Annotated in this window: 20 protein-coding genes and 1 tRNA gene; 10 read left to right on the top strand and 11 right to left on the bottom strand. The window is 70.1% G+C overall.

All coding sequences use genetic code 11. From position 1 onward, the window contains the following. Positions 1 to 20 precede the first annotated feature (20 nt). Both AB0I06_RS17385 and AB0I06_RS17380 read right to left on the bottom strand, forming a co-directional pair. The gene (locus tag AB0I06_RS17385) at positions 21 to 548 is read right to left on the bottom strand and encodes a hypothetical protein (protein ID WP_363119650.1); all 528 of its coding nucleotides are present in this window, start codon (positions 546 to 548) and stop codon (positions 21 to 23) included. A 327-nt stretch (positions 549 to 875) separates the two neighbouring features. Further along, positions 876 to 1,400: an ATP-binding protein gene (locus AB0I06_RS17380; protein WP_363119649.1), complete on the bottom strand. Its 525-nt coding sequence runs from the start codon at positions 1,398 to 1,400 to the stop codon at positions 876 to 878. Positions 1,401 to 1,495: 95 nt separating this feature from the next. Here AB0I06_RS17380 and AB0I06_RS17375 point away from each other — a divergent pair. After that, positions 1,496 to 1,570: transfer RNA gene (locus AB0I06_RS17375), tRNA-Leu, on the top strand. A gap of 45 nt (positions 1,571 to 1,615) precedes the next feature. Here the strand turns inward: AB0I06_RS17375 and AB0I06_RS17370 are convergent. Then, positions 1,616 to 2,134: a cupin domain-containing protein gene (locus AB0I06_RS17370; RefSeq protein WP_363119648.1), complete on the bottom strand. Its 519-nt coding sequence runs from the start codon at positions 2,132 to 2,134 to the stop codon at positions 1,616 to 1,618. Between the two features lie 258 nt (positions 2,135 to 2,392). On the opposite strand from AB0I06_RS17370, the gene AB0I06_RS17365 reads away from it, so the two are divergent. From AB0I06_RS17365 to AB0I06_RS17345, 5 genes are all read left to right on the top strand, one after another. Continuing rightward, the gene (locus tag AB0I06_RS17365; protein ID WP_363119753.1) at positions 2,393 to 3,088 is read left to right on the top strand and encodes a thioredoxin domain-containing protein; all 696 of its coding nucleotides are present in this window, start codon (positions 2,393 to 2,395) and stop codon (positions 3,086 to 3,088) included. Positions 3,089 to 3,421: 333 nt separating this feature from the next. Next, positions 3,422 to 5,503: a SpoIIE family protein phosphatase gene (locus AB0I06_RS17360; protein WP_363119647.1), complete on the top strand. Its 2,082-nt coding sequence runs from the start codon at positions 3,422 to 3,424 to the stop codon at positions 5,501 to 5,503. Between the two features lie 61 nt (positions 5,504 to 5,564). Further along, positions 5,565 to 6,086, top strand: coding sequence for a hypothetical protein (locus AB0I06_RS17355; protein ID WP_363119646.1), 522 nt, complete (start codon positions 5,565 to 5,567; stop codon positions 6,084 to 6,086). Between the two features lie 69 nt (positions 6,087 to 6,155). Then, positions 6,156 to 6,305 (top strand): hypothetical protein, encoded by a 150-nt coding sequence (locus AB0I06_RS17350; RefSeq protein ID WP_363119645.1) that lies wholly within the window; start codon positions 6,156 to 6,158, stop codon positions 6,303 to 6,305. A 103-nt stretch (positions 6,306 to 6,408) separates the two neighbouring features. Next, positions 6,409 to 7,263 carry an aminoglycoside phosphotransferase family protein gene (locus tag AB0I06_RS17345; protein WP_363119644.1) on the top strand — a complete coding sequence of 285 codons (855 nt, stop codon included), beginning with the start codon at positions 6,409 to 6,411 and terminating at the stop codon, positions 7,261 to 7,263. Here the strand turns inward: AB0I06_RS17345 and AB0I06_RS17340 are convergent. After that, a complete protein-coding gene (locus AB0I06_RS17340; RefSeq protein WP_363119643.1) occupies positions 7,242 to 7,724 on the bottom strand; it encodes a VOC family protein in 483 nt (160 codons plus the stop codon). The two genes, AB0I06_RS17345 and AB0I06_RS17340, sit on opposite strands and share 22 nt — an antisense overlap. Positions 7,725 to 7,864: 140 nt before the next feature. Between AB0I06_RS17340 and AB0I06_RS17335 the strand changes: the two genes are divergently transcribed. Together AB0I06_RS17335 and AB0I06_RS17330 are read left to right on the top strand one after the other, a co-directional pair. Next, complete coding sequence (locus AB0I06_RS17335) at positions 7,865 to 8,275, top strand: MmpS family transport accessory protein (RefSeq protein WP_363119642.1); 411 nt, start codon at positions 7,865 to 7,867, stop codon at positions 8,273 to 8,275. 59 nt (positions 8,276 to 8,334) lie between these two features. Then, positions 8,335 to 8,652 carry a hypothetical protein gene (locus AB0I06_RS17330; RefSeq protein WP_363119641.1) on the top strand — a complete coding sequence of 106 codons (318 nt, stop codon included), beginning with the start codon at positions 8,335 to 8,337 and terminating at the stop codon, positions 8,650 to 8,652. Positions 8,653 to 8,665: 13 nt separating this feature from the next. On the opposite strand, the gene AB0I06_RS17325 is transcribed toward AB0I06_RS17330, so the two are convergent. From AB0I06_RS17325 to AB0I06_RS17315, 3 genes are all read right to left on the bottom strand, one after another. Further along, positions 8,666 to 9,196: a GNAT family N-acetyltransferase gene (locus AB0I06_RS17325; protein ID WP_363119640.1), complete on the bottom strand. Its 531-nt coding sequence runs from the start codon at positions 9,194 to 9,196 to the stop codon at positions 8,666 to 8,668. A gap of 150 nt (positions 9,197 to 9,346) precedes the next feature. Next, complete coding sequence (locus AB0I06_RS17320) at positions 9,347 to 10,576, bottom strand: GNAT family N-acetyltransferase (RefSeq protein WP_363119639.1); 1,230 nt, start codon at positions 10,574 to 10,576, stop codon at positions 9,347 to 9,349. 189 nt (positions 10,577 to 10,765) lie between these two features. Next, positions 10,766 to 11,494, bottom strand: a complete 729-nt coding sequence (locus AB0I06_RS17315; protein ID WP_363119752.1) for a dienelactone hydrolase family protein — start codon at positions 11,492 to 11,494, stop codon at positions 10,766 to 10,768. Between the two features lie 101 nt (positions 11,495 to 11,595). Here AB0I06_RS17315 and AB0I06_RS17310 point away from each other — a divergent pair, with 101 nt between their 5' ends. Beyond that, positions 11,596 to 12,078, top strand: a complete 483-nt coding sequence (locus AB0I06_RS17310; RefSeq protein ID WP_363119638.1) for a MarR family transcriptional regulator — start codon at positions 11,596 to 11,598, stop codon at positions 12,076 to 12,078. 268 nt (positions 12,079 to 12,346) lie between these two features. Here AB0I06_RS17310 and AB0I06_RS17305 read toward each other — a convergent pair whose 3' ends face one another. The 4 genes from AB0I06_RS17305 to AB0I06_RS17290 all read right to left on the bottom strand — a co-directional run bounded on the left by AB0I06_RS17305 (position 12,347) and on the right by AB0I06_RS17290 (position 16,005). Then, positions 12,347 to 14,332, bottom strand: coding sequence for a protein-arginine deiminase domain-containing protein (locus AB0I06_RS17305; protein ID WP_363119637.1), 1,986 nt, complete (start codon positions 14,330 to 14,332; stop codon positions 12,347 to 12,349). 182 nt (positions 14,333 to 14,514) lie between these two features. Further along, a complete protein-coding gene (locus AB0I06_RS17300; RefSeq protein WP_363119636.1) occupies positions 14,515 to 15,003 on the bottom strand; it encodes a hypothetical protein in 489 nt (162 codons plus the stop codon). Between the two features lie 38 nt (positions 15,004 to 15,041). Continuing rightward, complete coding sequence (locus tag AB0I06_RS17295; protein WP_363119635.1) at positions 15,042 to 15,416, bottom strand: peptidase inhibitor family I36 protein; 375 nt, start codon at positions 15,414 to 15,416, stop codon at positions 15,042 to 15,044. 166 nt (positions 15,417 to 15,582) lie between these two features. Further along, positions 15,583 to 16,005 carry a DUF350 domain-containing protein gene (locus AB0I06_RS17290; protein ID WP_363119634.1) on the bottom strand — a complete coding sequence of 141 codons (423 nt, stop codon included), beginning with the start codon at positions 16,003 to 16,005 and terminating at the stop codon, positions 15,583 to 15,585. Between the two features lie 162 nt (positions 16,006 to 16,167). Here AB0I06_RS17290 and AB0I06_RS17285 point away from each other — a divergent pair, with 162 nt between their 5' ends. After that, positions 16,168 to 16,914, top strand: coding sequence for a 2-phosphosulfolactate phosphatase (locus tag AB0I06_RS17285; RefSeq protein WP_363119633.1), 747 nt, complete (start codon positions 16,168 to 16,170; stop codon positions 16,912 to 16,914). Positions 16,915 to 16,926: the final 12 nt, after the last annotated feature.

The raw sequence follows: 16,926 nt of genomic DNA, 5'->3' as shown, positions 1-16,926 counted from the left end.
CGCCGGGCTCCGGACGTGGGTCAGGAGCAGAGGACCCGCGTCACGGGCGTGTAGACCGGGCCGCCGCTGACGTTCGTCGAGTCGCTGAACTCGGCGTAGAAGTACGAGTAGAAGCCGATGTTGCCGTTGCAGCCGGAGTCGGGGGCGACGTTCAGCGTCAGGGTGACCGTACGGCTCTGGCCGGGCGGGATGGTGGCGCCGTAGTTGGAGCCGAGGTTGGCCGGACCGGTCCCGGAACAGGGAGTGGAGCCGTTGGCGGTGGCCAGGCTGCACCCGGTGAAGCCGTACTTCAGGTCGGGGCGCTGCGTGGTCAGCCACGTCGGCTCGATCGTCTGGTACACGAACCAGACGTCCTGGGTGTTGTGGTTGGTGAGGGTCATCGACAGGTTGACCGTGCCGCCGGGCGTGGTGGTGGCGCTGTCGGTGGTGAAGGTGAGCTCCGCCGGCGCCGGGTCGGCCGCGCTCGCGCCGGGGGCCAGGCCGAACACGGTGAGGGCGAGGGCGAGGACGGCACCGAGGCCGAAACGTCTCATCAGGGGTGATCGCATGGCCTGGGAGGCTAGGCAGGGGCCGGACGCGGCGTCTGCCCTGACGTCGGGGTGCTGCCAGGCGCCCGGCTGGAAGTGTTCATGGCGTGGTTGCGGTGTGAGGGAAATATGGAGGCACGGCAGCGGGTGTATTCCCGCAGGCAGCCGGAGTGCGAGGGCGGCGGCACGCGGGCCGGACCCTGCCGGTTGCTTCGGGGGCGCGAGAAGATGACATTGGCGCATATCGCATGCGACGGGCTTCCGGCGTGCCGTTGGGCACTCGGAACTTCTCGGCCATCCGTTGGTTTCCGGCCTGCGGGGGCCTCCGCTTTCGCGTGGCCGCCCAACTCACCCCTTGAGTACGGCCTGCGCGATCCGCCGGGCCACCTGGTCGGGGGTGAGGCGGGTGGTGTCGACGACCTCGGCCTCGCTGTGCAGCCAGGTGCGGGACGCCTCGGCGTAGGGCTCGAGATAGGACAGACGGAACGGGGAGGGGCCGAGCAGGGTGTCCCCTTCGATGCGCCCGCGGAGGGTGGCCTGGTCGGCGTGGAGCACGAAATGCCGTACCGGTATGTCGTGTTCGGCGAGGCCCGCGCTGATCTCGCGCCAGTACTGCTCGACGAGTACGGTCATGGGTATCACCAATGTGCCACCGATGTAGTCGAGGACGCGACGGGCGGTCTCGACCACGAGCGGCCGCCACGGCGGCCAGTGCTGGAAGTTGCCCGTCCAGGGCAGTGCCGGCTTGATGTCCATGAGCGTCTCGCCGACCTTCTCGGCGTCGAACACCCGTGAGTCCGGGATCAGTTGCTGCACGAGCGCACTGGTCGTGGTCTTGCCCGCGCCATGGGTGCCGTTGAGCCATACGATCATGGGACCCCACGCTAGCGGCGCAAGCCGTGGGCTGCCCGGGCGCCGAGGAAAAGCCTTGTCGATCATCGCGGACGGTGGATAGGGTCATCGACAAGGCGGGGTCGTAGCACAGAGGTAATGCGCCGCGACAGCATCTCGGAGGACGTCGGTTCGAATCCGACCGCCCCGCCCCCTTCTCTTCGCATGCTCAGGCCCGCAACGGGCCGATTCCCCGGCTACTCCGCTCCGGGCCCGAAGTCTTCCACGAAGTAGCTGTCGTGCCGGATGCGGAACTGCTTGAGTTCCTCCCCGCCGCGCTGCGCCACCTCCGCGACCTGCTCGAAATACTCCTCGCGAGGAGCGCCGGGAGAGAAGAGCATGAGCATGGACATGGGCTCATCGCTCACGTTCCTGAAGGCGTGCAGACCGCCGACCGGTACGTACAGGAAATCGCCCGGGCGGCCCGTGACCCACTTCTCGCCGTTGTACAGCTCCAGTTGACCGGAGAGGATGTAGAAGGACTCCGACATGGCCTTGTGGAAGTGGGTCTTGGCTCCGGCGGACCGCGCCCCCAGCTCCACCTTGTACAGGCCGAACTCGCCACCGGTCGACTCGCCGGTCGCGAGGTAATGAGTGGAGGAGCCGGATGTGGAGATGTCCGGCGGGGTGTCGGCCGGGCGGAAAACGGCAGTCACCTCGCCTTTGTCACCGTGGTAGCGGGGCTCCGGGTATGCGAGGGGTTCCAGATACGACATCACGCTCTCCTCTTGGCAGGTCCCCAGCATGATGACGCCGGCCTCCGGCATGCGGCATCGGACCTGCGGATGACCTTGGTACGGCCCTGTGCCGACGCCCGGAGACCCAGGGCGCCCGGTGAGGACCGGCGAGCGGTCACAGGCATCGCACAAGTGATCTAGAGTCACCCTGCTCATCAGGGCTCTTCAAGGGGCATCCAGGGGAGGGGACGACTCATGAGGCGTGGGGCGTACGGGGCCGTGCTGTGTGCGGCCGTGATGGTGTTGTCGACGGCATGCGGGCGAGGAGGGGGCGTGCCGGAGCAGGAACGCCCTTTCGCGACCGCGGAGGATGTGCCGGAGAAGCTGGAGGCGGACGGCACCACCATCACGGTCGGCGATCCGGCCGCGAAGGTGAAGGTGCACCTCTACGAGGACCCGCGTTGCCCGTACTGCGAGGAGTTCGAAACTCTCGGTGGAGGGCCTCGGCTGCGGGAGGCGGTGCTCGACCGCCATGTGGCGACCGAGTACACCCTGGCGTCCTTCCTCGACGACAGGCTCGGCGGCGGCGGATCGAAAAGGGCCGTCAACGCGCTGCGCGCAGCGCTGGAGCGAGGCAGGTTCGTGGAATATCACGAGGTTCTCTACGCCAACCAGCCGGAGGAGAGCGTCGACGGCTTCACCGACGCCCGCCTGCTGGCATTGGCCGATCAGGTGAAGGACCTGCGCAGCCCGGAGTTCGATGCGGCGGTGAAGTCCATGAAGTACCGCACCTTCGTGAGGAACTCCGAGAAGGCATATGAGCTGGCCGGAGGACCGGAGACGCCCGAAGGCCCTGGCACCCCGACCGCCGAGGTCAACGGCAGACGCATCCCGCTGGAGGCCAACGCGGTCCTCCTGGACGGCGAGGCCTTCGCCGAACTACTGCGTCGCGTCCACGCCCAGCCCTGGGAGTGGGAGGAATCCACCTCGTGACCACCCTGCACACAGCGTCACCGCCACGGCGCAGGCCCGGCCACCCGGGCTGAGCGGAGCTGCGACGGGGCCCGCCACGGACTGTCGGTGTGTGGAAGGCTGGAGGCAGGTGCCGACCGGCCCGGTGAGCCGGGCACGGTGCGGATCCTGCGCCGGTCGCTCCGGCTGTCCGGTTCGGCCGAGGCTCGGCACTCTCCCGGCGCGTCCGCTGGCCGTTCGAGGCTCGCGTGGCGCATCGTGAAGAGGTTGCTGACCTGCAAGGCGACCGCCGTACGCGTCTGCTGGTGCAGGCGGGTGCGCCGGTGGGATCGACAGGTCTGAGGGGCGAATGTGATGAGCCGAGCAAATCAGGATCCGGAACAGGCGGGTGATCCGGAGGAGGCGGCATCCGACCCCAGTGGACTGATGGACCTGCTGGGCGTCGCCGCGGTGCTGGCGGAGGCCGACGGCCGGATCGACATGTGGAGTCCGCAGGCCGAGGAACTGTTCGGATACACCCGCGAGGAAGCGGTCGGGCAGTACGCGGCCACCCTGCTCCTCCACCCCGAACACCGGGACGCGGGAATCAGGCTGTTCGCCGAGCTGATGGTGACGGGCCGCAGCTGGGCCGGATCGTTCCCCATCCGGCTCAAGGACGGCAGCACCCGCACGATCGAGTTCCGCAACATGCGGCTGACCGACAACCTCGGCGACCACTACGCGCTGGGGCTGGCCACCGACCGGGCCACGGTACGGCAGGTCGAGCGCAAGGTGGCCCTGTCCAGCCAGCTGGTCACCCAGGCGCCGATCGGCCTGTCCGTCCTGGACACCCGGTTGCGGTACGTGGCCGTCAACGGGGCCCTGGCCTCGATGCACGGCGTTCCCGAGGCCGAGCACGTGGGCCGCCCCTTCCGGGAGATCCTGCCCGGTGCGCCCTTCACGACCGCGGAGAACCAGATGCGGGAGGTCCTGCGCACCGGTCTGCCTTTGGTGGACGAGCAGGTGGTGGGCCGTACCCGCGCCGACCCCGACCACGACCACGCCTGGGCCGTGTCGCTCTACCGGCTGGAGGACCAGAGCGGGCACGTGCTGGGCATCGCCAACGTGGTGGTCGACGTCACCGACCGGTACGAGGCGGCCAGACAAGCCGACCGGGCCCAGCAGCGCCTGCGCCTGATGGCGGACGGCTCGGCCCGCATCGGCACCACCCTGGAGGTGGAGCGGACCGCCCAGGAGCTGGCGGACGTCCTGGTGCCCGACCTGGCCGACATGATCGGCGTGGACATCCTGGACTCCGTCCTGCGGACGGGACGCCCCGACACCGGCGAGGGTCCGGCACTGTTCCGCGCCCTGGCGGTGAAGACCGCCTACCCCACCATCGCCTCCGAGGCGATCATCGCCCCCGGGCACCTGACCACCTACCACGCCGACCATCCGGCCGCCCACTGCCTCCGCACCGGCAAACCCCTGCTGACCACCCACATCGACAGCGGGGAGCTCAGCCGTATCGCGGCCGACGAGGCCGCCGCCGGGCTGCTCGCCGAGGCCGGTGTCCACACCGACCTGGCCGTCCCGCTCATCGCCCGCGGGCAGATCATCGGCGTGATGGGCCTGGCCCGCGCCCGCAATCCGCAGCCGTTCGACGAGGACGACCTCACCCTCGCCTGGGAGCTGGCCTCGTCCGCCGCGCTGAGCATCGACAACGCTGTCCTCCACCAGCACATCCGCAGCGCCGCCGAAACCCTTCAGCGCAGCCTGCTGCCCCAGCCCTCGCCTCGCCGTCCGGGTCTGGAGATCGCTGCCCGCTACCGGCCCGCACAGGCGTTCAGCGAGGTCGGCGGCGACTGGTACGACGTCATCCCCCTCAGCGGCGACCGAACCGCCCTGGCCGTCGGCGATGTCATGGGCAGCGGTATCCCGGCCGCCACCGCCATGGGCCGGCTGCGCACCGCCACCTCCACCCTCGCCGACCTCGACCTCGCCCCGAGCCGGATCCTCACCCACCTCGACCGCATCACCCAGGGCCTGGACCCCTACTTCGCCACCTGCCTCTACGCGGTGTACGACCCGAGGCAGTGCCGCGTGCAGCTGGCGTGCGCCGGCCATCTCCCCCCGGTGCTGGTGCGGGCCGGCAGACCACCGGAGCTGCTCGACCTGCCCACCGGCACCCCGCTGGGGGTGGGCAGTGGCCCCTTCGAGACCTCCTCGGTGATCATGAACCCCGGCGATCAGCTCGTGCTGTACACCGACGGGCTGGTGGAGACCCGCGACGACCCCATCGACAAACGCCTGGACGATCTCCTGCGTCTGCTGTCCCCGCCGTGCCGCTCGGCGGAGGAGACCTGCGACCGGCTGCTCCAGGAGCTTCGCCACCCCGCCGACCACGACGATGTCGCACTGCTCATCGCGCACGCGCGGCCTCTGGCCGCGGTCTGAGTCCGGGACACTGTCCTGAGGCGTGCTACGAGACGGGGGTCGAGACGTGTGCAGGATGGACATGGCCGCCAAGGAGGCGGCGATCGCCCGGTTCCTCCAGGAGTATCCGCAGGCGGCTGACGTCGGCCGCCGGCATCCCGCGCTCGACGGCTGTGAAGAGATCCGCTGGTCGGAGTTCCCCCAGTGCCCTGCCGCCCTCCCGGCCCTGCTGTACGGGCTTCTCGACCCGGCAGCCGCCACCGAGGCCCAGCGCGTGCTCATCAACACGCTGTTCACCATCGCCGAGATGAACCCGGCCGTGCCGCACGTCCTGCCGTTCCTGCTCCGTCTGGCAGACGACCCGCAGGTCCCTGAGCGGTCCCGCCTGCTCGAGTATCTGACGATGGTGGCGGACTACTCCGAGCCGGTCGAGACCGCCGACGAAGCCCTGGTGCAGTGGTTCGGCAGCGACAGCGAACATCCCGAGCGTGAGCGGTGCAGGGCGGTGTTCGCGCAGCACGCGCACATCGTCGAGACACTGCCGGACGGCCTCGTCGACCCGGCCAGCCGTGCGAGGCTTCGGCAAGCTGCCGGCCTTGTCTGAGACGCAGCGTCCAGACGGCCCGTGAGTGGCTGCGCAGGTGCGGGCAGGCGGCCCGTACGAAGCGGGTGCATGAGGGACGCGGACCAGGGGGGGCGGCCCGTGAAGAAGGTCGTCATGAAGCGCAAGGTCGCCGCTGTCGTCACGGTCACCACTCTTCTCCTCGGCGGTGCCATCGCCTGCGGCGGCGAGGTCGCCCACTTCACCATCGCCATCGAGTAGGGCGGTCCGCCACGGGGGCGGATGCAGACTTCCTTGATACGGTGCGCGAGCGCACCACTCGGAGAACTCACGGCGGCGTTCACGGTGAGAGGGGCACTCGACGATGCGGGCTTCCGAGGCACCGCGGGCGATCACCTCGGCCGTGTCGATCGCCTCGTCACTCGGCCTGACAGCAGATCACGCGACCGTCCTCCATGACTCGAACAAGCTGACGCTGCGTCTGCTGCCCTGCGACGTCCTGGCCCGAGTGGCACCCGTGGCGCAGCAGGTCGCACGGTTTGAAGTCGATCTCGCTCTGCGGCTCACCGGATCCGGTTGCCCCGTCGCCGCTCCCGAACCGCGCGTGGAGCCCGGCGTGTACGAGCGGGACGGCTTCGTGGTCACCTTCTGGACCTACCACGAACCCACGTCACCTCGTGAGATCCCGCCGCGCGACTACGCAGACGCGCTCGAGCGGTTGCATGCCGGCATGCGCACGCTCGACGTCCCGACGCCACGCTTCACGGACCGGGTCGAGCAGGCCCAGCACCTCGTGGCGGACCGGGACCGGACTCCGGAGCTCGACGACGCGGATCGGCGACTGCTCGGCGACACGCTGCGAAGCATGAAGCGAAGGATCCAAGAGCGCGGCGGCGCCGAGCAGGTGCTGCACGGCGAGCCGCACCCGGGCAATCTGCTCACCACGCGCGGCGGGCTGCTGTTCGTCGACCTGGAGACGTGTTGCCGCGGGCCTGTCGAATTCGACCTCGCCCATGCGCCCGAGGAGGTCAGCGCTCACTATCCGGGTCTCGATCAGGACCTGCTGCGCGCGTGCCGGACCCTCGTGCTGGCGATGATCACGACGTGGCGCTGGGATCGAGGGGACCAGTTCCCGGACGGCCGCCGACTGGGCGCCAAATGGCTGAGCCGGATCCGGGCCGGGCTCGATCACAACGGCTATGCCGCCGACGGCTGTTGAGGACAGGACCCAGGCCCGGCCGAGGACGAGGTGGACTCCGCGACGAAGATGCAGAACGGATGGCCCGCGGGGTCGGCGTAGACCCGGAAGGGTTCGTCAGGTCCCTGCTCGTTGTCGGACAGCAGACGGCCCCCGAGACTCAGCACACGCTCATGGTGTGCCCGGAGATCCTCGACCGAGGAGACGCTCAGGTCCAGGTGCAGTTGCTGCGCCACCGGCCCGTCAGGCCAGGTCGGTCGTGTCAATCGGTCGACATGCTGGAAGGCGAGCCGGGGCCTGCCGTCGGGAGTGCGCAGTACGAGCCAGTCCTGGCCGCGTTCGTCGTGCTCACCTGCCTCGGGCGGCTCGTCCCCGGGGCCGTAGACCAGTCCCAGCAACGCACGGTAGAACTCGGCGAGTTCTCGGATGTCGGTGCTGTCGAGCACCACGTGATGCATCGTCAGCGGTCCGGGTGCGGACATGTGATCACCTCCGGCAGTCAGAGTGCCCGGTGAAGAGGTTCGAAACGGCCCGGCGTCGACGGCCCGTCATATCGAATTGACTTTACTTTCCCTTTGCGCTTGGCTGCGGGTCCGACCTTTCATGATCCGGGGGGATCCACATGAGCCGCGCGGTCCGTGCAGCCGTCCACACCATCGCCGTCGCCGCTCTCGCGCTCGGCCTCGGCGCCTGTTCCGAGGCGGTCGACCAGGTCGACAAGGCCGTGGACACCACGTACGAGGTCACCTACGAGGTGACGGGGAAGAACGTCGACTCGATCGACTTCCACGGCGGCGGTGGCAAGGCCATGAAGCCGAAGGTCGATTCGGTGTCGAAGCCCGAGCTGCCCTGGAAGAAGACGGTGACCTTGCGGGGCATCATGCCCGCGGCCGTCATGCCGGTCGCCGTGGACCCCGAGGGCTCCCAGGTCACCTGCAAGATCACCTACAAGGGCAAGGTCCTGGACGAGCAGAGCGCCAAGGGGCTGGTGACCGCCGGCGGCTGCACCGCGACGTCGCCGATCACGGAATAGCCCGCAGAGGATCCGCTCACGATCATGCTGTCGGACAACGAGGAGACGCGGCCCGAGTCATGACCGATCACTGCTGTGAGGCCATGACCAGCAGCGTGACCATGCGCTGCGACCGGCACGACGATCCCTTCGCCTGCCCGGACGCACTGGTCGACTTCAGCGCCAAGTTCCAGGAGTACGGCCTGATCATCCATGACGGTGGTCGATCCACCGTCACGATCGCGTTCTGCCCTTGGTGCGGACGGCGCCTTCCCGCCTCGCAGCGGGACCGGTGGTTCGACGAGCTGGAGCGGCGCGGGATCGACCCCTTCGAGGACGAGGTCCCCGCCGACTTCCAGGACGACCGCTGGCTCGCCGCTCCGCGCCGGCAGAACTGAAGCGGCACGCCCCTCAGGACCACACGCCGAACCACTGCTCGGCGCCGAACTCCTCGAACCGCTCCACCTCGGTGAAGCCGAGTCCGGCCGCGAGCCGCATCGACCGGGTGTTGGCCGTCTGGGTGCAGAGCACCACCGGCTCGCCGGGAAACGCGTCCGCGAACCAGTCGAGCACCGCCGCGCACGCCTCGGCGGCGTACCCGCGCCCCCATGCCTCGGGCAGGAACGTGTAGCTGAGCTCGGCCTCCTCGGCCTCCGGGCGGACATGGCCCGGCCGTTCGGGATCCCGTCGATCGAGTGTGACGATGCCGATCATCGCTCCGTCGAGGTCGACGGCGAAGAGACCAGGACGCCGTCCGGGTATCTCGGGCATGGCACGCTCGAGCTCATCACGAGGTCGAGGACCTCCGAGGTAGGCGTACACCTCCGGTGATGAGAACAGCTCGACGAACGCCGCACGGTCCCGCGCCTCGGACGCGCGGAGCAGGAGCCGTTCGGTTTTCAGAGGGGCGGGTGGCCGGCTGACAGGCCCGAGTTCCGTCACGTCGGGCAACGTATCGCAGGCCGGGGGAGTGTGCCGCAACGTGCGTTGTCCCGAAGAGGGTTGACCGACAGGGGCCGACGGCGCGGGCCGGGCCGTTCTCCCCGGTCCCGGAGGCACCGGGTGCCGTCCCGACGCACTCCCGAGGCGACGTCAGAACCAGTGCAGACAGTGCGGGGGACGGTCGGGCCTGAAGAGGGCGTCGGCGCGGCCGGCCGCGTCGGCGTGGTGGGCCCGGATGTGCCCCGCGCGCACCAGCGTGCTCGGGGCGGTCCCACCGAGGTAGACCGATCCCAGGTCGCTCACGTTCAGGGACAGGTCGGGCTCCCGGTCCGTCGGGACGCAGTCGGCCTTGCCGTCCTGGACGGTGAGCAGGTGGCGGCCGTGCTCCCCGAGGAACGGGTCCTCGACGTCGAGGACGAGCTCGCCGTCCGCGAACCAGCCGCGCGTCGTCAGCGCACGCGGGACGTCGAGCAGCCGCACCCACAGCCAGTCCATGTCGCCGCCCACCTCGGCGGCACGGAAGTCCACGAGCTGCCAGCGCAGCGGGTGCTGGGGCGGGACGTGGGGGATCACGACCTGGGAGACCAGGTCGTGATTCAGTACGAACCGGGCCAGGGCCGCGAAGACGGCGTCATCGCAGGCGATGGTCTCGTCGACCGTCAAGGTGCCGCCGTCGACCGCGTAGCTGGCGTACCCGTCCGGGACGCCGTCGGTGCCCCGGTGGACGGCGATGTAGCGTGGCGCCGCGGAGATCGGGGGCTGCCCCGCGCGCAAGGCCCACCAGCGGTGCGGCCGGGACAGCGCACCGGGCTGGGCGCGGCGGTACCGGTCGTAGACCTCCTCCAGGATCTCTCCGCACTCGGAGCGGCGCAGCACCTCGACCGAGCCGTTGTCCGCACCGGCCGCCGGTGGGGACGCCGCCCCGTGTGCCCGTGGTGGGGCGAGGGCGGCCCGGTGGCGCTGCACCGTCAGCCGCTGCGTGTAGGTCGCAGGTCCGTAGCCGAACCGGCCGTAGATCGGGGCCTGTGAGGCCAGCAGCACGGAAAGGAACTCCCCGCGGGCCCGCACGTCGGCGAGCTGATGCCGCATCATCGCTGTGAGCACCCCCTGGCGCCGGTGCGAGGGCAGGACGCCGACGGCGGTCACCCCGGGGGCCGGGACGACGGCCGCGCCGGGCAAGGTGAGTTCGAAGGCGTGCGTGGCCGCGGTACCGACGGGCCGCCCGTCCGCCGTCAGGGCCAGCAGACAGCGGTCCGTCTCGAGCGCCGACCACCACAGGCCCCCGCCGTCGACCGGGGTCTCCGGGAAGCGCCCGAAGGCGGCATGGACGGTGTCGACGAAGACGTCGAAATCCTCGTCGGTCGTGGGACGGACCTCCATGCTGCCGCTGCCTCCTCGGGAAACCGGCACCACGGCGGGTGGTGCCCGGACACCATGCAGTCCTCACCCGTGGCCCGGTCAAACGATTTACGGCCGCGTGGGGGTCGCGGTCCGCCCCGGCACGGTCCGCGGCGGATGCCCCTCAGCGCCGCAGGCACTCGCGCGTGAGCCGGGGCGTCAACTGCCGTGCTAGGCGCGGCCGAGGAGAGGGAGCAGGCGGTCCCAGTGGTGACGCAGCGCGGCGGGGTCGAAGGCATCCGTGTCGGCCATGGTGAAGCCGTGGACGGTGCCGGGGTAGATCTCGGAGGTGTGGTCGACCCCTGCGGCATCCAGCGCCTTGTTCAGCTCGGTCAGGGCCTCGGGTGTCAGGTCGCTTTCCGCATGGCCGAGATGGACCCGGGCGGTGATCCGGGACAGGTCCAGGCGGTCGGGTCCGTCGACGATCACGGGGCCGTGGAACGAGGCGACGGCGGCCACGTGACCGGAATGGGCCGCAGCGGTGCGCATCGCCAGGAGGCCGCCTCTGCAGTAGCCGGTCACCGCCACCGGTCCCGCGATGACCTCGGGCTGGGCGGCGAGGAACCCGAGGTAGGCGTCGGCGTCGCTCAGGACGCGTTCGGTGGTGTGTTCTTTGAGCAGGGGCATGACCTGGGCCATGACCCTGGGCCGAGCCTCTTCCCCGATGTGCTCGGGAAGGTCGATCACCGGTGCGGGGCCGTGGCGGTAGAACGGGTTGGGCACGAGCACGTAGTACCCGTGCCCGGCGAGCTCGTCGGCCAGTTCCCGCAGCACGGGCCTGATGCCGAAGCCGTCCGCGTACATGAGCACCCCGGGGTGCCGCTCGCCGTCATCGGGGAAGGCGGCGAAGGCATCGGCCCGGCCGTCCGGAGTGGGGATCCACAGATTCTTGATCGGCAATGTCTTCCTCACGCGCCTTCGGATAGCGTTAGTCGCACTAACGTTTCTGTCCGAGTGAACGTACAGGGGCAGTCGGACCAGCACAACGGCGGATGGGTGCCATGATCAGCAGCGAAGCGGCGAACGGGTCCGACGACGACGCGCTCAGGACTCCCGACCGGCTGCGGGGGCGGGCGAGCCGGCTGCTGTCTCAACTGACCGTGCGGTCGGACCGGTTGATCACCGACGGGCTGGCCCAGGCCGACGCCCGCAAGTGGCACTACGCCGTGCTCGCCTCGCTGGAGGAGTACGGGCCGGCCAGTCAAGCGGAGCTGAGCAGGCGTTCCGGCATCTTCCGCAGCGACATGGTCGGCGTGCTGAACGAACTGGCCGAGCGTGACCTCGTCGAGCGGACCCCCGACCCCGACGACCGGCGCCGCAACGTCATCACCGTCTCCGCACGGGGCCGCCGCCATCTGCGCCGCCTCGACAAGGTGCTGGACGACCTCCACGACACCCTGCTCGCACCACTGAGTCCGGCCGAACGCGACCAGTTCGTGCGGCTGCTCACGCGCCTGCTCGACCACCACACCCGCACGCCCTGAGCCGCGGACCGCCCGGTCGGCTCTGCCGGCCGGCGGGATACCGCACGTTCCACCTGACCCGCGCCGCGCTCGCCGCGATCGTCCACGTGACAACCGTTCGCCCCCGCCGCACCCGTGCGCCGCGGCAGACCGACCCCACCGGTCGCTCCCTCGACAGGGCGACCACCGCCTCTTGACCCGGTCGCCTGGCAGCGGTCGGCCTCGCGGCGGCGGTGCCCGGCGGCGGCGGGGCCGTAGCCCCCAGCCGCCGGGAACACCGCGCGGTCCCCTACAACCCGTCGCTGTTGACGGCCGGTCGCCGCCACCACGCGGCGCTCGCGTCGCGCAGGGTGTTGGTGCCGCAGTGCACCTCGCCCATGCCGAGGTGGTAGGTGTACCAGTCGTCGATGTACGACACCTTCAGACCGACCCGCTGGTAGGCGGCGTTGACGGCTTCCGTGAAGATGTCCTTGCCGTCGATGACGGGGCCCCACTGGCGCGGGGCGAGGTAGCGGTCGCGTCCGAGGAGCAGGCCGTTGACCGCGCCGGGCACGTACGCGCTGGTCGTCACCGTCGCCCGGGCCGCCGCACGCGAGGCCGCCGGGTTCTCGGCGAGCCACTTCTGCTGGCCGTGGTCACCGAGACCGTCCACGAGGTCGGAACCGGCGCCCATGCGCGTCAGACGCGGCACGGGAATCCGCTGACCGTCGGCGGTCATCGCCTCCGAGTCACGGGTGTACAGCGCGGGGACCCGCACGATGTCCGCCTCGGTGATCCCCGTCTCGCGCTTGAGGATCTCCAGGTTGGCCGCGATGCGCCGCGCCGCCATCTCGTTGTCGGCCACCAGGTGACGGGAGGCGAGTGCCTGGTCGATCGTCTCCTTCGGCGCGGGCATGCCGCTGCGGCCCGGGACGGAGAACATCTTCGTCCGGCCGTTGCCGTCGCGCTTGGCGTCGCGCAGCAGCCGCAGCCCCGCCTCGGGATCGGCCACGCCGACGCGCCAGCCGCGCGGGGTGTCGGCGGGCAGGAACTGCACGAACTCGTCGACGTGCCCCACACCCAGCCAGGAGGTGTCCAGCAACAGCGGGTCCTGCAACCCCTGGGACGTGAGCATCGTCCGCATCACCTTCGACGGACGCGCCCCGCTGTCCTTGCGCTCGCCCATGATGATCCGCCCGGCCGGGTAGGAGTGGCCGGCGTGTGTGTAGGGCGGGATGGTCTCCAGGTTCCCCATGGAGTTGAGCGACCAGTCGTCCGGCTCCGCCCGGTCCGTCACCTGCACGACACCGACGTTCCGGCCGCGCACCTTCTCGAACAGCTCCCGGCCCGCGTCCCGGTCCGGCTGCGCGGAACGCAGCATCACGCGCATCACGTGCCGCTGTCCGTCCGGCCCGGTCATGCTGACGTAGGCCGGTTCGACGAAGTCCTGGGCCCAGCGGTCGGCGTACTTCTCGAAGGTGATCAGCGGGGTCGTGACCCCGGCCTTCTCGACCTCCTTCTCGAGGGCGGCGACGAACTCCCTCTGCAAGCGGCTGTCCGGTCCCTCACCCTGGACCTTTGACACCAACACCTGCTGGGTCGCCTGGAGGTGATGCTGGGTCAGCAGCGGTGCCACGCGCAGGGTCACGGCATCGGAGGTGGACTTCTGCCCGGATGTCACCGTGAGCTGGACCACCACCCGGCCGTCCCACTTCACCCGGTCCCGGACGATGTCGGTGGCCTCGACTCCGAACTCCACACCGGAGCGCAGTTCGGCGGCCGTGAGCCGCGTGCCGGAGGTCACGAGGACCCACTTCCCGTCACGCTTGAGGAAGAGGTGTGCGTGCGTGCCTCCGGTGGTGACCTTCAGGCTCCCCTTGGCGTCGGCGGGGAGGCCGGGCAGGGGTACGGAGCGGACCCGGGCGAGGTCGGCGTCGTCCGCGGTGCCGTTGACCTTCGTGTCGGAGCCGTCGTTGCACGCGGCCAACACGTCGTCCGACAAGGGCTCGCCTCCCGGCCCGGCCGACGGGCACCGCTTGGCGTCGTCGTCGAGGTTGGGCAGGACCACGGCCCCGCGCTGGACGGACCAGCTGTCCTCCCACGAGCGGTCGGTGCCGCCGGTGACATCGACGCGTCCGTCACGGTTGACGTCCGCCCGCAGATCGGCCCGCCCGCTCGTCTCGGCGGCGACGGCGGATGCGGCCGGACCGGCGAGCACGGATCCGGCAGCGGTGATGGCCAGCACCACCGACCCGGCCGGGTACAGGCGCGAACGTATGGGTCTGGGTGAACGCACGGCAGGTTCCTCTCGGTTGTGGGGTCTGCCCTGCAAGAGGAAGGACGGTGGCTGTGCGTTCACTGTGCGGTGGGAGTTGATGCCGAGAGTCGGCCCGCAGGAAGGGTGCCGGTGCGTGACTCGGCCGTCCCGCGGCGTCTGTGACGCACCGCGGGACGGCCGGTGGCACCGCGGTGCCGCGGTCAGCAGTTACGGACGGACCACACCGGGTCCCAGTCCTGTGTCCCCACCTGCGGCGGGGTGAAGGCCCGCAGAACCTGGCCCTGGGCGTTGTAGAAGTACGAAGTGACCGAGCCGGTCTGCTTGTTGAGGTAGTAGCCGGTGCCGAGCCAGTTGGACAGGCTGTACCGGTTGCAGGTGTAGAGGAAGAACACCTTCCACTTCGCCACGGTCGGGTCCCACACCTCGAGGCAGAGATTGCCCGCGTTGCAGTCGAAGGTCTCGTTCTCCGCCCGGTGGATCCAGCGGGTGGAGGGAGAGATGGTGGGGGAGACGGCGGCGGGGACGGGCCGGGCGGCGGCCCCCTGCGGCGCGGGCGGCGCCACGAGGACCCGGTCGCCACCGTGACGGTCCGCCGGTGCCGCCGCCTGGGCCGGACCGGCCAGGAAGGTGGCCATCAGCGCCCAGGTCAGGACGGCGACGACGCTGAACAGGGGACGTGTGAAGCGCATGGAACGCGACCCTCCTTCGTTCGACCGGACGTCGTTGCCTAGCACTCGCCGCGCCACACGACCTTGACGATGCGGGTGCCGGGAGCGGCGTTGCCCTTGTAGGAGCCGGGCCCGGGGTTGTAGTGGAGGCAGACGGTCTCCGTGCCTCCCTCGACGGCGTACGTCATGTCGACGTGGTCGGCGCCCGGGAACGGGATGCCGTTGTTGAACGCGGAGCGGAAGGTGACGCTCCCGGACCAGTTCCCGGCGGTCTTCAGCACGAGTTGACCGGTCTGGTTCTCCCCGCTGTAGGCGCAGAAGTATTCCTTCGGACAGCCGGGCGGACTGGCCTCCGCGGAAGCACCTGGCGCGGTCGCCAGCACGGTGGCGAACGCGGCGGCCGCGACGGCACCGACAGCAGCACGCTTGCGCATGTCGTTGTTCCCCCTGTGGGTCGGTTCGTGAAGATCCTGGTCACGTGTGTCTTCAGGCTGCCCGGCGTCGGCGCCCCGTGCCAGGTCATTCGAACCTCGTCGAAAGCACCTGGTGAAGCGCCCCCGCCGAGGCAGGTCCTCGAACCCGGAGGAACAGGCGGGTGGTTCAGGCGATGGACGCCGAAATGACGGCTGCGACAGCGAGGTTGCAAGAGGCCGTCACCCACACCGCGGGATGGGGCTCGGGCTCGACCAGCGTCGCACCCAGGCGTCCCGGCGTGACCAGGTCCACCACCCAGAACGCCACCGCCATCATCACCAGTCCCAGCAGCCCGAACGCCGCGGTGGACACCAGTCCCTTGCCGAAGTCCTCGTACGTCGTCCAGATGGACGTGAACACGATGCCGCCGATACCGAGCAGGGCGGAGCTGAGCACCGTGGCGGCGTTGCGATTGCGTTCCTGCCAGATCTGCCGGCCGAGCTTCCCGGGCGTCAGCACATCGACCAGGACGATGCCGAGGACCAACAGAATCAGCCCCAGACCGCCGTATGCCGACGCCCGCCCGAGTCCGTTGACGATGTCGCTCATGGGATTGGCAACTCCGAAGCGTAGAGATCATGACTGATCGCGGTCAAGGAGAGGCAAAATCTAGCGCACACCCGTCGACCGCCGAACGGCGCCCGGGGGCCTCGGGGATCACGCCATCGCCGGTGGCGGGAGCTCCGAGTCGGGATGCGGGATCATGACCGGATGGAGACCCGTTTTCATGGCATCGCCGAGCTGGTCGAAGTCCCGTCCGTGGCCGTCGTGGTCGACGTCATGCGCGCTTTCACCGTGGCCGCGTGGGCCTTTGGCCGGGGTGCGGAGAAGATCGTCCTCGCCGAGTCGCTGGACGAGGCCCTGGCACTCAAGGCGCGCCACCCGGACTGGGTGGCACTCAAGGACGGTCCGCCCGCGCCCGGGTTCGACACGGTCAACTCACCAGGCCTGCTGCGCTCCCTGGACCTCAGTGGACGGACCGTCGTGCAGAAGACCACGGCGGGAACGGTCGGCGCCCTCGCGGTCAAGGACGCGTCGCTGGTGTTGTGCGCCGGATTCGTGGTGGCGGGAGCGACGGCTCGGCTCCTGCGCAGTCGTGACTGCGACAGTGTCACGTTCGTGGTCACCGGCGAGGACGGGCGGGCCGAGGAAGATCTGGCGTGCGCCGAGTACATCGCCCGCAGGGCCTGCGAAGGGGAGACGGACGCGGCCGGGTTCCTGCGCCGCGCCGCCGCCTCCCGTGCCGCCGCCGAACTGGCCGAAGGGGTGCGCCAGGGGGCCCACCCCGATGACGTCGCCCTCTGCCTGGAACTGGACCGGTTCCCCTTCGCCATGGTGGCGGCCGTGGAGGACGCGCTCATGGTCCTGCGTCCGCACGCCCTGCCCGCGACGACCGACCCCCGGGGCGTCACCCCCTGCCCCCACCGGCTCGCCGGGGAAGGTCATCGGGCACCGTAGGGTCGCAGTGCC

It is taken from the genome of Streptomyces sp. NPDC050674, assembly GCF_040654575.1.
Taxonomy (GTDB): domain Bacteria; phylum Actinomycetota; class Actinomycetes; order Streptomycetales; family Streptomycetaceae; genus Streptomyces.
Note: the sequence above shows the minus strand (reverse complement) of the source record. Positions and strands in the feature narration are given on the sequence as shown.

What these genes read in the sequence shown, in the direction of transcription:
- AB0I06_RS17385 (WP_363119650.1), bottom strand. Translation starts at nt 548, where the DNA reads ATGCGATCACCCCTGATGAGACGTTTCGGCCTCGGTGCCGTCCTCGCC.
- AB0I06_RS17380 (WP_363119649.1), bottom strand. Translation starts at nt 1,400, where the DNA reads ATGATCGTATGGCTCAACGGCACCCATGGCGCGGGCAAGACCACGACC.
- AB0I06_RS17370 (WP_363119648.1), bottom strand. Translation starts at nt 2,134, where the DNA reads ATGTCGTATCTGGAACCCCTCGCATACCCGGAGCCCCGCTACCACGGT.
- AB0I06_RS17365 (WP_363119753.1), top strand. Translation starts at nt 2,393, where the DNA reads ATGGTGTTGTCGACGGCATGCGGGCGAGGAGGGGGCGTGCCGGAGCAG.
- AB0I06_RS17360 (WP_363119647.1), top strand. Translation starts at nt 3,422, where the DNA reads ATGAGCCGAGCAAATCAGGATCCGGAACAGGCGGGTGATCCGGAGGAG.
- AB0I06_RS17355 (WP_363119646.1), top strand. Translation starts at nt 5,565, where the DNA reads ATGGCCGCCAAGGAGGCGGCGATCGCCCGGTTCCTCCAGGAGTATCCG.
- AB0I06_RS17350 (WP_363119645.1), top strand. Translation starts at nt 6,156, where the DNA reads ATGAGGGACGCGGACCAGGGGGGGCGGCCCGTGAAGAAGGTCGTCATG.
- AB0I06_RS17345 (WP_363119644.1), top strand. Translation starts at nt 6,409, where the DNA reads ATGCGGGCTTCCGAGGCACCGCGGGCGATCACCTCGGCCGTGTCGATC.
- AB0I06_RS17340 (WP_363119643.1), bottom strand. Translation starts at nt 7,724, where the DNA reads ATGTCCGCACCCGGACCGCTGACGATGCATCACGTGGTGCTCGACAGC.
- AB0I06_RS17335 (WP_363119642.1), top strand. Translation starts at nt 7,865, where the DNA reads ATGAGCCGCGCGGTCCGTGCAGCCGTCCACACCATCGCCGTCGCCGCT.
- AB0I06_RS17330 (WP_363119641.1), top strand. Translation starts at nt 8,335, where the DNA reads ATGACCGATCACTGCTGTGAGGCCATGACCAGCAGCGTGACCATGCGC.
- AB0I06_RS17320 (WP_363119639.1), bottom strand. Translation starts at nt 10,576, where the DNA reads ATGGAGGTCCGTCCCACGACCGACGAGGATTTCGACGTCTTCGTCGAC.
- AB0I06_RS17310 (WP_363119638.1), top strand. Translation starts at nt 11,596, where the DNA reads ATGATCAGCAGCGAAGCGGCGAACGGGTCCGACGACGACGCGCTCAGG.
- AB0I06_RS17300 (WP_363119636.1), bottom strand. Translation starts at nt 15,003, where the DNA reads ATGCGCTTCACACGTCCCCTGTTCAGCGTCGTCGCCGTCCTGACCTGG.
- AB0I06_RS17295 (WP_363119635.1), bottom strand. Translation starts at nt 15,416, where the DNA reads ATGCGCAAGCGTGCTGCTGTCGGTGCCGTCGCGGCCGCCGCGTTCGCC.
- AB0I06_RS17290 (WP_363119634.1), bottom strand. Translation starts at nt 16,005, where the DNA reads ATGAGCGACATCGTCAACGGACTCGGGCGGGCGTCGGCATACGGCGGT.
- AB0I06_RS17285 (WP_363119633.1), top strand. Translation starts at nt 16,168, where the DNA reads ATGGAGACCCGTTTTCATGGCATCGCCGAGCTGGTCGAAGTCCCGTCC.